This is a genomic window from Clostridium magnum DSM 2767 (genome assembly GCF_001623875.1).
In the GTDB taxonomy this organism is placed as follows: Bacteria; Bacillota; Clostridia; order Clostridiales; family Clostridiaceae; genus Clostridium_AM; species Clostridium_AM magnum.
Genome location: NZ_LWAE01000001.1, coordinates 681,407 through 696,584, shown reverse-complemented (window position 1 = coordinate 696,584; position 15,178 = coordinate 681,407). Strand labels below are relative to the sequence as shown.

The following is a 15,178-nucleotide window of genomic DNA, read 5'->3' as shown; positions in this document are numbered from 1 at the left end:
ATATAATTTACAAATTAATTTGAACAGGAAGTAACATATTCATCAATAGCCTGTGCTACTTTCTTTGAAGTTCTTACTGCCTCTACAACAGTCTTAGCACCTGTTACTACATCTCCTGAAGCAAATACTCCTTCTCTAGTAGTTCTTCCAAATTCATCAGCTTCGATTAATCCAAACCCATTTACATCTATTCCTCTAGTATTAGAAACAATATTTGCCCTCGGACCTTGCCCTATTGCAATAATTACAGAATCAACCTCAAATATATCCTCAGAACCTTCTATCTCAACTATTTTCTCCTTCTCCTCATCAACTTTTACCGATTCTGTTCTTGTATATTTTACACCTTCATCCACTATTTCTGTAGGTTTTTTAAATAATTCAAATTTGACCCCATCAATTTTTGCGTATTCGACTTCAAGCTCTTTTGCAGAAATATTATTCAATCCACCTCTATACATTATAGAAACATTCCTTGATCCATTTCTAATGGCAGTTCTTGCAACATCCATAGCTACATTACCTGCTCCTATTACACAAACTCTGTCCCCTAATTTATAGCTTTCAGGATTTTTTAGATAATCAATTGCATAATGAACATTTCCAAAGGTTTCTCCCTTTATACCTAATGGTCTTGGTCTCCATACACCAGTACCAATAAATATAGCTTTATATCCATCTCTAAAAATGTCATCAACAGTTATAACAGATCCTATTAAAATATTAGGTCTTATCTTTATCCCCATACTAATTAATTTTTCTTTTAACTTTTCTAAAATACTTTTAGGTAGTCTAAATTCTGGAATGCCGTATCGGAGCACTCCACCTATATTGTCATGAGCCTCAAAAATAGTTATGTCATATCCCTTGGCCGCAAGCATAATAGCAATACAGATTCCCGCAGGTCCCGAACCTATTATTGCTATTTTTTTGTTAATGCTTTTTATAGGTTTATTATCAATAAATTTAATATAATATTCTGAAATGTAGTTTTCTATTGAACCTACTTTAACAGGGCTACCTTTTCTACCTAATACACAGTGACCCTCGCATTGATCTTCATGTGGACATACTAATGAGCATACTATTGATAAAGGATTATTTTCAAAAAGCTTTTCTCCAGCTTCCATGATATTTCCACTTAAAAACATTTGTATAACTTCATTTATTGGTGTATTTACTGGACACCCTTCTTTACACATAGGTTTCTTGCAATTGAGACATCTTTTTGCTTCTTCTATAACTATTTCACTCATAAATCTATTCCTCCCTATAATAACTTTTGTACTGTTAATTATTATATTTTCCTGCAACCATATCAATATTCAATTGCATGAATAGTAACCATTAGTACTCAATCACTTTTAGATACTTGCACAATAGATATAATTAAAAAGTATCCGATGCTATATAGTGTATTCTATCATACTACTAATAATAGTTAAATAAAAGTTATCTTATTAACAATCATATAAAAACCGTATATATAATATCCAAAATGTTTTCATCCGATGTATCCCCGGCTGGTAGCCGAAATCCAATCTGATTCAAGTTTCACTTCATCATATTAATAGCAATATCAATGGAATTGTGACAATAGATAAAAAGGTTGATACAAACACACACTTAGAGGCAAATATCTCATTTGAATTGAATTTTCCAGCAAGGATTGCAGTAAATGATGCTGCAGGCATTGCTGTAAGAGCTACATTTACCCCTAAAATTTCACCACTAATACCTATTAATTTTAAAGCTGTAAGTACTAAAACCGGTATAATAATAAGTCTTACAAAAGAACCATAAAACACTGCCCCTTCAAAGATTCCTTTAACCTGTGAATCTGCAATCATGGCTCCAACCATCAGCATAGATAATGGAGTAGTCATGTTCCCCATCATATTAAGTGTTTTAGTAATAATTATTGGAAACTCAATAGATAGTACGAATGGAATAAATCCAATTACTACAGCTATTATACCAGGATTTAAAAATATTTGTTTTAGATAATTAGACTCCTTCTTACTTGTAAAAAGCATTACTCCTAATGTCCACATAAATACTCTTACCGGTATACAATATATAGAAGCATAAAATACACCTGTTTTTCCATACATAGCCTCTAGTATGGGATACCCCATAAATGCTGCATTTGAAAATACTGTAAGATATCTTAATACGTTTTTCCTATCATCTGAGGATTTAAAATACAGTATCTTACCTGCAAAATAAGATATGAGATGAATACAGGTAGAAAAAACTAGTATATAGACTGCATTGAGAAGCATGTCCATCGAAAACTTCTGGTTAAAGGATGAGATAATCATAAGTGGTAAAGTGATATTAAGTATCAAATCTGTAATACCTTTTTTGACTTCATCATTTAATATTTTCTTTTTTCTTGCTATTATTCCTATTCCCATTACTATAAACAGGATTGCTACCTGTTGAATAACTGCCGTATTAAACATTACCATCCCCCCTAGTAAAAACTTATACTTAAAAAGTATAATCCTTTAATATGATCTTCGCAACATTAGCAACATATTCCACATCTGTATAATACCTATAATATTCAAATAATGATCCATACACATTTAAAATAATTGTATTCGTTATGAAGTGGAAACTTGAATCAGATGGTGTTTCAAACCCCATCTGACTCTTAGTCATCGGATAAAAAAGTATCTTTATCCTGAAAATACGCCAGTATAAAGATACTTTTTATAACATCATCTTATTATATTATACATTGTGAACTTTTATCATATTAGTAGTTCCTGAATGGTTTACCGGTATTCCAGCTGCTACTACAACTGAGTCACCCTTTTTTACTAGTCCACTATTTGATGCCATCTCTACAGATATAGCAATTAATTCATCGGTTGTTTCAACCTTAGGAGCTAGTATTGGAATAACACCCCAATTTAAAGCTAGTTTCCTAGCAACCTTTTCATAAGGGGTAACAGCTACAATTGGGCATCCTGGTCTGTATTTTGAAACCATTACTGCTGTACTTCCACTTTGTGTAGCTGTAATTATTGCTGGTGCCTTTAATTCCATAGCTGTAGTACAGGCTGCTAAACTTATAGCATTTGCAATATTCTCACTAGACATAGAACCTTTTCTTCTCAAATTGTCTTCATATTTAATTGAACTTTCAGTTTTCTCTGCAATTCTTGCCATAGTTGTAACTGCTTCAACTGGATATTTTCCGCTTGCAGTTTCGCCGCTCAGCATTATAGCATCGGTGCCATCAATTATAGCATTAGCTACATCTGACGCCTCCGCTCTTGTTGGTCTTGGATTTCTCATCATAGAATCTAACATTTGAGTTGCTGTTATAACTGGCTTCCCAGCTTTATTGCATTTCTCTATTATCCTTTTTTGTACTAGTGGAACTTCTTCTGCTGGTATTTCAACACCTAAATCTCCTCTTGCAACCATTATACCATCAGAGAATTTTATTATTTCATCTATATTATTAATTCCCTCTTGATTCTCTATTTTCGAAAATATTAGTATATCACTTCCGCCGTTCTTTTCTAAAACTTTTCTGATGGATAATACGTCTGATGCCTTTCTTACAAAAGATGCGGCAACTATATCTATATTTTGTTCTATACCAAACTTTATATCAGCAATATCCTTTTCCGTTATGGCTGGAAGTTGTATCGAAACCCCTGGTACGTTGACCCCTTTATGATTTCCAACTAATCCTGTGTTTTTTACTACACAATGAATTCTGTTACCTTCAATAGATTCAACTTCTAATCCCACTAAACCATCATCTATTAAAATACTATTTCCTGGTTTTACATCTTCGTGTAAGTTTCCATATGTTACTGAACAAATACTCTCATCACCCACTATGTCTCCACCAGCTACAATAGTAAACTTTGTATCCTTTTTTAATTCCACCTTACCATTTTGAAAATTTCCAGTTCTAATTTCTGGTCCCTTAGTATCTAGTATAATCGCAATAGATTTATTTAGCTCTGCACTAATTTCCTTAACTAGCTTTATTCCTCTTCCGTTTCCTTCATGATCTCCATGAGAAAAATTATGTCTTGAAGCATTCATACCAGCTGAAATTAGTTTTGATATTACTTCTCTACTTTCACTCGCAGGACCTATAGTGCATACAATTTTAGTTTTTTTCATTGACTCCCCAGCCCTTTCTCTAACTTATATTAATGACCTTCAATTATATTAAATTGATTAATCTTATTATATTTTCAGCAGTTTTCTCTACATTTTGTTTTCCCTTTTCTAAAGCTTCTTCTAATGTAGTTAACTCATTGATAACACTGAATACGGAGTCAATTCCCTTATCATATAATACTTCTATATCTTTACCAACTCTACCAGCAAAGGCCACAACAGGTTTGTTATATTTTTTTGCAACTGTTGCTACTCCTAGAGGTGTTTTCCCGTATTGGGTTTGAAAATCAATACTTCCTTCTCCTGTCCAAACCATATCTGCAGATTTTATTTTTTCTTCTAATCCTGCATATTCAATTACCATTTCTATGCCTTTTTTCAAAGTTCCATTTAAGAATGCCATTAGTCCTGCTCCTAATCCTCCTGCTGCCCCTGAACCTGGCACCTCTAAAATATCTTTACATAATTGCTCTTTGATTACCTCAGCATAGCGTCTTAAATTATTATCTAACACTTCTATCATTTCAGAAGTAGCTCCCTTTTGTGGTCCAAATACATTTGAAGCGCCTCTTTCTCCACATAATGTATTATTAACATCACAAGCCACTTCCACTATAACTTCCTTAACCCTTGTGTCAAAACCACTTAAATCTATAGTATTAAGTTTACTTAATTCCTCACCACCAAATCCTATTTCCTTTCCATCCTTATCTAAAAGTTTTCCACCTAGAGCTTGAACAACTCCTGCACCGCCATCATTAGTTGCACTGCCGCCAATACCTATTAGTAGCTTTTTTACACCATGATCTAGACATGCCTTTATCAATTGTCCAGTACCATAAGTTGTTGTTATCAAAGGATTTCTTTTTTCTAATGGAACTAAATGAATCCCACTGGCACTAGCCATCTCTAATATTCCCGTTTCTCTATCCCCTAATATACCGTATTCCGCTTCTACTTCATTTCCTAATGGTCCAACTACCTTTAACTTATATACCTCTCCACCAGTAGCATCTACTAAGGATTGCATAGTTCCTTCTCCACCATCTGCCATAGGGACATGTATACATTTAATACTTTCACTTACTTTTTTAATTCCTCTCTCCATTGCTTCACAAACTTCTTTGGCAGTCATACTTTCTTTAAAAGAATCTGGTGCCAATAGAATAGTTAGGTTTTCTTTCATATTCTATACCTCCAAATATCATTTTCCATCTTTATCAAAATATCTTATAGATAATTACCAGTAAAAATATATGGTTTATATTTATTTAATCCAATATTACATCTTATTTTTCTACTTTTATTATCATATTTTTTGATACATGAAACAATATTCAGTTGCACAAATATTAATCATTTACAATAATTTGTTTTTATTTATTTGCATAATAAATTGTTCTTATCTTTTTTCAAAATTAATCATAGCACTATAAATCCAGAACAAGTCTGCATATTTTCTAGGATTTTTATTTGTTAACTTGTGAATCTTATTTAATCTATAGCCGAGAGTATTCCTGTGGATAAATAATCTGCTAGATACATTATTAAGTTCCCCATTTTCCTCTATGAGAACTTTTAATGTTTCCCTTAACTCTCCATTCTTGTCATTTTAACTTAATAATTGGTAGGTGTCTTCTAACTCATGTATTTTCCATTTAGCATTATTTTGAGAAAACATCATATCGCTCTTTAAGAAATCAAAAATATAGGTATTATCACTTGGATACATTTTCTTCTCAAAAGCAAGGGTTTCTTTGGCTATCTCAAAAGATTTATAAACATCAAATAATTTATCATATACTTTCCCTGTGGATATTTTTGCATTAATGCCTATTTGCGTCCGTATTTTTCCACTCACTTCTTTTACTTTTTCTTGGTAATTAGCAATTTTATTATTTATACAAAAACACTTATGCAGTAAAACAATTGTTTTTGTGTTAATCCTTGCTGCTAAGGATTCTTTAAATGCTCCCTCTAATAAACTTACTATTCTATTGGATAAATTTGAATCATTATTTTCTGAAGTGTCTTCAAAGTTTAATTCAACTATAAAAATAGCCATAGGATGATTATATGGAATCTTAAATTTCTTAGTGTATTCCTCTAATAAAGGAAAGGAGTCTTGTCTATTATATATAAGTGCTGCTATTATTTCCTCTTTAATTTTATTATTCCATTCAAGTTCTCTAATAAAGTGTTCTTGTTCTATCATCATTTCTGCTGTCATTTTGATTAGTTTACCATAACCTAAAACCTCTTTAGGTCTTCCTGTAACACCTATTACACCGACAACCGTATTTTGAAATTCAATAACTAAATTAATGCCTGGATAAACACCGTTTAACTTTTTGCTTTGATTTTCATCTACATTAAATTCTGATTTTCTTTGAAGAGCTATTATTGCACCCTCATGAATAGTTCCAAGCCTACTTTTATCTCCTGATGCTATAATAATTCCTTTATCATTCATTATATTTATATTATGACTAACAACCTCCATAGTTCTTTCAACTATACTTTGAGCTAAATCACTATTTAAAATTTCCACTATCAATCTCTCCTTTTACTATATCAAATAAATCTTAAAATATAATTGACAGACTCTTTTATTTTTGAATGTTAATCATTGCACTATAAAGCCAAAATAAATCAGTATATTTTCTAGGGTTTTTATTTGTTAATTTGTGAATTTTATTTAGGCGATAACTGAGAGTATTTCTATGAATAAATAATTTATTTGATACATTATTGAGCTCGCCATTCTCCTCTATGAGTGCCTCTAATGTTTCTCTTAATTCTCCGTTTTTATCACTGGACTCTATTAATTTATAGGTATTTTCTAACTCGTCTATTTTCCACTTTGTACTATTTTGTGAGAAAATCATTTCACTTTTCAATAAATCAAAGACATAAACACTATCACTAGGAAACACTTTCTTTCCGAACAAAAGCGTTTCATTAGCTATTTCAAAGGATTTGTGGGCATCATATAAGTTATCAGCTGTTTTACCTGTTGATATTTTTACATTAATGCCTATTTTGTCATATATCTTTTCGTTAACTTCCGTTAATTTTTCTTTATAGTCCGTAGTTTTATTATTGCTATATAAATACTTGTGTAGTAATACAATTGTTTTCTCATTTATCGCTGCTGCTATAGATCCCTTGAAGGTTCCTTCCAATAATCTTATTATTCTATTTAGTATTTCTAATTCTATCTTTTCAGAAGCTTCTTCAAAATTTAACTCAACTATAAAAATATTTGTAGGAGCATTATAGGAAATTCCAGATTTTTTCGCGTACCCTTCCAATAGAGCAACTGAATCCTGTTTATTATATATAAGTGCTAACAACACTTCTTCTTTTATTCTGTTATTCCACTCTAACCCCCCTAATAATATGTTCCTGCTCTATGATCATTTCTGCTGTACTCTTAATTAATTTACCGTATTGCGAAACCTCTTCTGGTCTACCAGTAACCCCTATTACCCCAACTACTCTATTTTTAAATTCAATAACTAAGTTTATTCCTGGAAGCACGCCTTTTAACTTTTCACTTTCATTTTCATCAACAATAAATTCTGATTTTCTTTGAAGGGCTATGATTGCTCCTTCATGAATGTTTCCAATCCTACTTTTATCTCCAGATGCTATAATAGTACCTTGCTCATTCATTATATTAATATTGTGACTAACAACGCCCATAGTTCTATCGACAATACCCTTAGCTAATTCACTACTTAGAACTTCCATTTACCCTTCCTCCTCGTATAATAAGTTTATAGCAGTTATTTACTGCCTATAAACTTATTTATTTTTTATATTTTGTATAGATTAAGAAAGCATCTCAATTTTTCTAGTGGGGATTCTCCCAATTCAGTATTGCTGATTCTTATACTTTCCGATCTATACTGTTTTAACCTACTATTTATTAAAGGATTTTCTAATGCTAAAATAGTCATAACGGAACTTTAGCGAAGGTTACTGCTGTATTCCTCCTGCAAAACACATTGTGTTATTGCCTGTAAAGCTTGCAGCCTGACCAAAGTATCATATTCTGCTTACACAAATGTTGCATCTCCTTTCGCAGCCACCAGCAAGGTTTTGCGTCTGGATGAATGCTAATTACGCGAGGTTGCAGTTAGTACTTTGGATTAGGATAATCCTTTCTAATTTCCTCATTATTTTTGAAAGGTGGTGATTTCATGAAGAAATTAGATTACTTATCAACTCTATTTGTTGGTATCGATATTGGTGCGAGACAAAATGTTGTCTCTGCTATTAATTTTGAACAGGAATTCTTGATTAAGATGAAACCTGTTCCTAATACGCAATTTGGTGCAGAGCAACTTGAATCCATGCTTGTTAAGGTTTTAGAAAACAATACTTTTAAAGCTGTTATAATCGGCTTAGAATCTACTTCCTTTTATGGAGTACATATAGCCAATTTTTTATCTGCTAGTGAAAAACTTATGACTTACAAACCTTATGTTTACTGCTTGAATCCTAAGGAAGTTGCTAACTACAAAGAATCCTTTAATTCTCTTGATAAAAATGATGGCATTGACTCTTTTGTTATTGCTGACTTTGCAAGAGTTGGCAGAATTCATATTGAACCTTGGCGTGGTTCTCAATATCTTGCTCTGCAAAGACTTACAAGGCACAGACTTCATATTGTTGAATGCTTAACTAGAGAAAAAACTTACATGTTATCCAATGTATTTCTTAAGTTCAGCGAATTTGCATTATTACAGGGAGAAGATCATCCTTTTTCTAATAAATACGGTGCTACCGCATCTTCAATACTTACTGAATTTCTATCTTCCGAAGATATTGCAAATACATCAATTGAAGAACTTGTTGACTTCGTCAATAGAAAAAGTCGGAAAAGGATTTCTAATCCTCAGATGACTGCTGAAATTTTGCAGCAAGCTGCACGTAATTCATACCGTCTTGATAAATGTTTGTATGAGCCATTAACAACCTCTATTGCTTGTTCTTTCAACTGTATTCAGGCTTTTGATAAAGAACTTAAAGGTATTAACAAAGCCATTGAAAAAGCTGTTATGGGAATGAATCCTGTGGAATACAAAATATTAATGTCTATTCCTGGTTTTGGCCCTGTTTACTCCAGTGGCATTCTTGCTGAATTAGGAAGTGTGCATGCATTTCCTAGTAATGATGCTATTGCTAAATACGCTGGCATCGTGTGGAAAGAAAATCAATCTGGAGGTTTTAAAGCTGAAAATACACCTATGAACAAAGCTGGTAACCGTTATTTACGCTATTATCTCATAGAAGCTGCAGGAAGTGTTGTTTGCCATATTCCTGAATATCAAGAGTTCTATCAGAAGAAATTTGCTGAAGTAACTACACATCAGCACAAACGAGCACTCGCGCTAACATCTCGTAAACTTATTCGTATGATTTTTGGATTGCTGGCTAAAAATCAGCTCTACTCTTCAAATAGAGTAGATTAATCTATATAAATTATACGAACATACTTTCTCATTGGACTGTATGTTTATTAAGGTTACCCATTTTTAAAGAAATCATTTGATTTTCTTTTCATTTTGTTCTTGACATATTACCAAATTGCTTTTAATCTATGAAGTGGAAACTTGAATCAGGTGGGGTTTCAACCCCAATCTGATTCTTAGTTGAATGAATCCAGGGACATAGCGGCTCTAATACTTCCATCTTGAAGAAGATGGAAGTATTAGAGCGGGTAGTCATCGGATAAAAAATAATTCTAATATTACTATGTTTCATAAAATACTTCTTTCGTTATTATTTTAATAAGCAACTTCTATGCCAATTTTTTTATTAAGAACAAATATTGATTTATATTGCTTCTTGTATAGGTTATCAATAAATCTATGTTTAATTTTTTGAAACATGTTTCAAAAAATTAAACACGTTTCAAACTTGTTGCATAAAATAAAACATCCACCTATTTTTTCATAGGTGGATGTTTTATTTACTAATTCCTAATAATTTCATATAACGCCATAAAGTCGTCCTACTTATTTTTAGCTCTTTTGCAATCAATTCTCTGTTTCCATCATATTTAGTTATTAAATCTGTTATTCTTTTATAAGAAATGCCTTTTTTATTAATTATAAATTTGTCGCCATCTGTAATGCTGTGTATTTCAGTAACAACATCTTCTTTTTCTAAGCTATTTTCGATGTAAAAACTGTTGTGAATTTGTTTTTTTATAAAATCAGCAACAATTCTTTCACAAAAATTTTTTAATTGCCTTACGTTACCATCCCAATCAAACATTTCAAGTTCGCCTAGTGCTTTTTTAGAAAGAGAAATTTCCTTTTTAAACATTTCTGCATACATATTTACAAAAATTTCAGCTAAATATGATATGTCTTTTTTTCTATCCCTCAAAGGAGGTACTTTTAATACTAGGACACTTAACCTATAAAATAAATCCCTTCTAAATTTATTTTCTTTAACCATACCATATAAGTTTCTGTTAGCGGCAGCTATTATTCGTACATTTATAGGGATAATGGTTTCCCCTCCAACACGACGAATTTGTCTTTCTTGAATGACACGTAGCAATGTAACTTGGCCGTATAAATCCATTTCAGATATTTCATCTAGGAATATCGTCCCATTATGGGCTAATTCAAAGAGTCCTATTTTACCTCCTTTTGCCGCTCCTGTAAATGCACCTTCTTCATATCCAAAAAACTCACTATTTATTAAAGTTGATGGTATTGCACCACAGTTAACTGCAACAAAAGGACCTTCTCTTCTTGAGCTTAAATTATGTATACTTTGAGCAAAGAGTTCTTTGCCTATTCCAGTTTCTCCTATAATAAGTACATTTGATTCTAACTGAGAAAAACTTTTTGCCATCTCAATAGTTTCCTTTATTTCTCCTGAAACACCTTTTATATCATCAAAATTATACTGTGCAACATTTCCTTTTAAGTATAGGCTTTTTCTGACTTTTATCTCCACATTTTGAAGTTCACTTACTTCTTGAAGAGTAATTATTATATTGGAAATCTTATTTTTAATAGTTACTGGAGTAATGCTTATAGCAAAGGCTTTTCCTCTGATTTCAATAACTTTTCCGGTAACTTTTTCTCCCATATTCATGGATTTAGAAAGTAACTTACTATCTATGTATTTACAAACATCCTTTATATGCTTCCCTATAGCTTCTGATGATTTATACCCTGTAAACTTTTCTGCTAGTTCATTAAATGTAGTTATGTTCTGAAACTCATCTATGCTTATAATGGCTTCTGAAACAGAATTTAGTATAGTACTTATTTCCTTTGATTTCTTTTTTTCCATATAAACTGCATTCTGTATCTCTAGTGCCTTTGTGTACGCCTCTTGAAATGATGATTCTGATGATTCAAGCCAAATATAGTTCATTCCTACCTTCTTTGCTGCTTCACATCCTACATGACCAGCAATTATAATGTCCACTTTATCTTTTATTGCTTTACTAATTTGGTTTTCTACATCCTCTATATCTTTTACTTCATAAATTCGTATATCTAAATTTAATGTATCTAAGAACGGCTTAATTGGGTGTATTAATTCTTTGTATCCCATATAACCTATAGTAAAATCATCCTTTTTTAATTTTTTCTTTGCCAAATTAATTGCAGACATAATTTCAACACCAGTTATTGGTATTTTCACAACAGGAATTGTATTAAATTCGGATTTAATCCTGTCTGCCCAAGTACCTCTTGAAATAATCACATCTATGTCTTGATCTTCTAATTGCCTAATACATTGAACAGCCTCATCAAAATGAGTATTTATAACTACTAATTCATCTGGGTTCTTAAGCTTATTTTTTAAATTATATCCTAATTCTGCTACATAATCTCCCGTTGCAAGTAAAATTATTTTTGACATATTGCAATTTTCCTTTCTTTAATTCAGCTATTGTTATGAAATATGTATATATGCATCTTACTATTTTAGCTTAATATTTGTGCAACTGAACATTAATTCATGTATAAAATAATACTAATCTTTAAGAATATTATAACAGATAATATGTTTAAAGATTAGTATTATACATCTAATTAAAATTTATATTGTTAAAGGATTATATGCAACAAAAATTGAAACAGCTGACTTAAATATATAGTTTAAGTCAGCTGTTTTCATGAAGTGGAAACTTGAATCAGGTAGGGTTTCAACCCCACCTGATTATTAGTTGAACGAATCTAGGGACGTAACCGCTCTTTACTCCCTATTTGAGAGAGAGTATTAGCGCGGATAGTCATCGGATAAATGTACTATTTAGTAACTTCAGTGTTTCCTAATTTTTCATAGAATTTTACTATTGCAGAGTGATCGCTTTGGCCTTCTCCATCTTGGCTTAGGTTTCTTAGCATTTCCATTACTTGGCTTGTTAAGAATAACGGTGCTCCTACTCCTGCTCCTGTTTCAAGTGCATTACTTAAGTCTTTTATGTGTAAATCTATTTTAAATCCTGGTTTAAAGTTTCTATTCATAACCATTGGTGCTTTAGCATCTAATACAGTACTTCCAGCTAATCCGCCACGAATAGCATTATATACTAATTCTGGAGATACGCCTGCTTTAGTTGCTAATACAAAAGCTTCTGACATAGCAGCTATATTTAATGCAACAACGATTTGGTTTGCTAATTTAGTTACGTTACCAGCTCCAACTTCACCACAAAGAACTGCACTTGCACCCATTTTCAGTAACATGTCTTTAACTTTATTGAAAAGTTCTTCTTTTCCACCTACCATAATAGATAAAGTTCCATCGATAGCTTTTGGTTCTCCACCACTTACAGGTGCATCTATCATTTCTATGCCTTTTGCTGCTAACTTTTCAGCTATTTCCTTAGAAGCTAAAGGTGCTATAGAACTCATATCTACAAATATAGTTCCTTCTTTTGCTCCATCTATAATACCATTTTCTCCTAGAGCAACTTCTTTAACATGTGGTGAGTTAGGAAGCATTGTTATTACGACTTCACTTTTAGCTGCAATAGCTTTTGGAGTAGTTTCACTCTCAGCTCCTAATGCTACTAATTCATCAACTGCAGCTGTATTACGATCTAATACAACTAATTCATATCCTGCTTTAATTAAGTTTTTTGCCATTGGCTTACCCATTATTCCAAGTCCAATAAATCCTATTTTCATAAGTTAATTCCTCCTAAATTTATTATTTAATATTAGCTTACCATATATGCAAGCACTGATTTTTAGCATTTAATTTATACTGAATGTCCTTTTGATGATTTTATTATCATACTTTTTGATATATCATTCAATATTCAATTGCACAAAGAATTTTCCCTAATAGCACTTTATTTTTATTTATTTGCATAATATATTAGTTATTTGCATAATAACTTAATTAGATTAGCTAAGTATTCTTGAATAGACATTAAATATACCTAGAATATATTAGCTAAGTATACTGTAAAGATATTCTAGGTATATTATAAATTGACATAAAGACGGCCAGAATATATCAACCATTTTGAGGTATCTCAGCTGGCTTAGGGAGTGAAAATTATCACAATTGTGTAAAAGAATTAGCTGACACATTTAGTGTCAGCTAGAATACTATAATCTAGGTTAAAACTAGAAACCAACTGCATTTAATGCTAGTACACCAATTAAACCAAGAACTGCTAATATACACGTATACATTGTTCTTACTTTAAGAGCATGAGCTACTGAGATACCGAAGTACTCTTTAAACATCCAGAATCCTGGATCGTTAACATGTGAAGCAAATACACTACCACAAGATGTAGCTAGAACCATTAATTCTGGGCTCACTCCACTTGTAGCTAATATAGGTAAAATAATACCTGAGGCTGTTGTAATAGCAACTGTAGCCGATCCTACTGCAACTCTTATCAAAGCTGCTATTATCCATGCTAATACTATTGGAGATACATCTAGGCCTCCTACAACTTGCTTCATTACGTTTGCAACACCTGCATCAACAATTACTTGCTTAAATGAACCACCAGCACCGATTACTATAAGTATCATTGCGATTCCCTTTATAGAATTGCTGCAAGCTTTCACTACCTCATCCATCTTCTTTCCACGAGCTATTCCAAGAGTGTACATTGCAATAAGTGCTGTTATCATTAACGCTATCGGTCCATCACCAAAGAACTTAAGATATACTAGAGCCTTTGATTTATGCGGCAAGAAAATTTCACCGAAAGTAGCTGCTGCCATAAGAACTACAGGAGTTAGTGCTACAAACATACTAGAAGCAAAGCCCGGCATTTCTTCATCTGAAAGTACCTTTGAACTTACTAATCCTTCTGGTATACTAGCTATAGCACTTTTTACATAATTGCTTCTTGTATATACAACACCAACAAGTATTGCACAAGGAATAGCTATAATCAATCCATAAAACAATGTTTTCCCCATGCTTGCGTTATATAGCACAGATACAGCGGCTGGGCCTGGGTGCGGAGGCAAGAAACTATGAGTTGTTGACAATCCTATAACAGCTGGTAATCCAACCTGAATTAATGGTAACTTCGTTTCTTTAACAATTGTATAAACAATTGGTATTATCATAATAAATCCAGCTTCAAAGAACATTGTAACACCAACAATAAATGAAGTTAACAACATAGCCCACTGAACTCTTTTTATTCCAAACTTCGCAATAAAAGTGGTAGCTATACGCTGTGCGGCACCTGAGTCCGCCATTAACTTACCAACCATTGCTCCGAATGCAAGAATAAGTACTAAACTACTTAACTGGCTTCCCATACCATTGAATATTGATTTAGCAACTTTAGCTAGAGGCATTCCCTCCATAAGTCCAACAAATAATGAAGTAAGAATTAGTGATGTAAAACCATCTAGCTTTACAGTCATCATTAAGAATAATAGTAGTGCAACACCTAGAGCTACAATAAATAATGCCATATAAATCTCTCCTTTTTTAATTAATTTTTATTGAAAAAGTTTAGTTTTTAATTGTTTCTGCC

11 protein-coding genes and 2 pseudogenes are annotated in these 15,178 nt (G+C 32.2%); 1 reads left to right on the top strand and 12 read right to left on the bottom strand.

Annotation, left to right across the window (positions count from 1 at the left end):
* Positions 1 to 14: 14 nt before the first annotated feature.
* From CLMAG_RS03360 to CLMAG_RS33430, 9 genes and pseudogenes are all read right to left on the bottom strand, one after another.
* A complete protein-coding gene (locus CLMAG_RS03360; protein ID WP_066617921.1) occupies positions 15 to 1,256 on the bottom strand; it encodes an NAD(P)-dependent oxidoreductase in 1,242 nt (413 codons plus the stop codon).
* A gap of 306 nt (positions 1,257 to 1,562) precedes the next feature.
* Positions 1,563 to 2,468 (bottom strand): AEC family transporter, encoded by a 906-nt coding sequence (locus CLMAG_RS03355; protein ID WP_066617919.1) that lies wholly within the window; start codon positions 2,466 to 2,468, stop codon positions 1,563 to 1,565.
* 28 nt (positions 2,469 to 2,496) lie between these two features.
* Positions 2,497 to 2,670 (bottom strand): hypothetical protein, encoded by a 174-nt coding sequence (locus tag CLMAG_RS32235; RefSeq protein WP_161486921.1) that lies wholly within the window; start codon positions 2,668 to 2,670, stop codon positions 2,497 to 2,499.
* A 75-nt stretch (positions 2,671 to 2,745) separates the two neighbouring features.
* Positions 2,746 to 4,161: pseudogene (gene pyk / locus CLMAG_RS03350) on the bottom strand (pyruvate kinase); the annotation flags it as partial.
* 43 nt (positions 4,162 to 4,204) lie between these two features.
* Positions 4,205 to 5,347, bottom strand: a complete 1,143-nt coding sequence (locus CLMAG_RS03345; RefSeq protein WP_066617916.1) for a glycerate kinase family protein — start codon at positions 5,345 to 5,347, stop codon at positions 4,205 to 4,207.
* A gap of 216 nt (positions 5,348 to 5,563) precedes the next feature.
* A pseudogene (locus CLMAG_RS33440) lies at positions 5,564 to 5,743 on the bottom strand (helix-turn-helix domain-containing protein); the annotation flags it as partial.
* 30 nt (positions 5,744 to 5,773) lie between these two features.
* Positions 5,774 to 6,712 (bottom strand): sugar diacid recognition domain-containing protein, encoded by a 939-nt coding sequence (locus CLMAG_RS03340; RefSeq protein ID WP_242872919.1) that lies wholly within the window; start codon positions 6,710 to 6,712, stop codon positions 5,774 to 5,776.
* A gap of 58 nt (positions 6,713 to 6,770) precedes the next feature.
* Positions 6,771 to 7,475: a PucR family transcriptional regulator gene (locus tag CLMAG_RS33435; protein ID WP_242872918.1), complete on the bottom strand. Its 705-nt coding sequence runs from the start codon at positions 7,473 to 7,475 to the stop codon at positions 6,771 to 6,773.
* Between the two features lie 61 nt (positions 7,476 to 7,536).
* The gene (locus CLMAG_RS33430) at positions 7,537 to 7,917 is read right to left on the bottom strand and encodes a sugar diacid recognition domain-containing protein (protein WP_242872917.1); all 381 of its coding nucleotides are present in this window, start codon (positions 7,915 to 7,917) and stop codon (positions 7,537 to 7,539) included.
* Positions 7,918 to 8,369: 452 nt separating this feature from the next.
* On the opposite strand from CLMAG_RS33430, the gene CLMAG_RS03330 reads away from it, so the two are divergent.
* Complete coding sequence (locus tag CLMAG_RS03330; RefSeq protein WP_066616512.1) at positions 8,370 to 9,644, top strand: IS110 family RNA-guided transposase; 1,275 nt, start codon at positions 8,370 to 8,372, stop codon at positions 9,642 to 9,644.
* A gap of 496 nt (positions 9,645 to 10,140) precedes the next feature.
* Here CLMAG_RS03330 and CLMAG_RS03325 read toward each other — a convergent pair whose 3' ends face one another.
* The 3 genes from CLMAG_RS03325 to CLMAG_RS03315 all read right to left on the bottom strand — a co-directional run bounded on the left by CLMAG_RS03325 (position 10,141) and on the right by CLMAG_RS03315 (position 15,116).
* Entirely contained in the window at positions 10,141 to 12,069 is a 1,929-nt protein-coding gene (locus CLMAG_RS03325; protein WP_066617915.1) for a sigma-54-dependent Fis family transcriptional regulator, read from the bottom strand.
* 389 nt (positions 12,070 to 12,458) lie between these two features.
* Entirely contained in the window at positions 12,459 to 13,343 is an 885-nt protein-coding gene (gene garR, locus CLMAG_RS03320) for a 2-hydroxy-3-oxopropionate reductase (RefSeq protein ID WP_066617907.1), read from the bottom strand.
* 447 nt (positions 13,344 to 13,790) lie between these two features.
* A complete protein-coding gene (locus CLMAG_RS03315) occupies positions 13,791 to 15,116 on the bottom strand; it encodes a gluconate:H+ symporter (RefSeq protein ID WP_066617898.1) in 1,326 nt (441 codons plus the stop codon).
* Between the last annotated feature and the right edge of the window lie 62 nt (positions 15,117 to 15,178).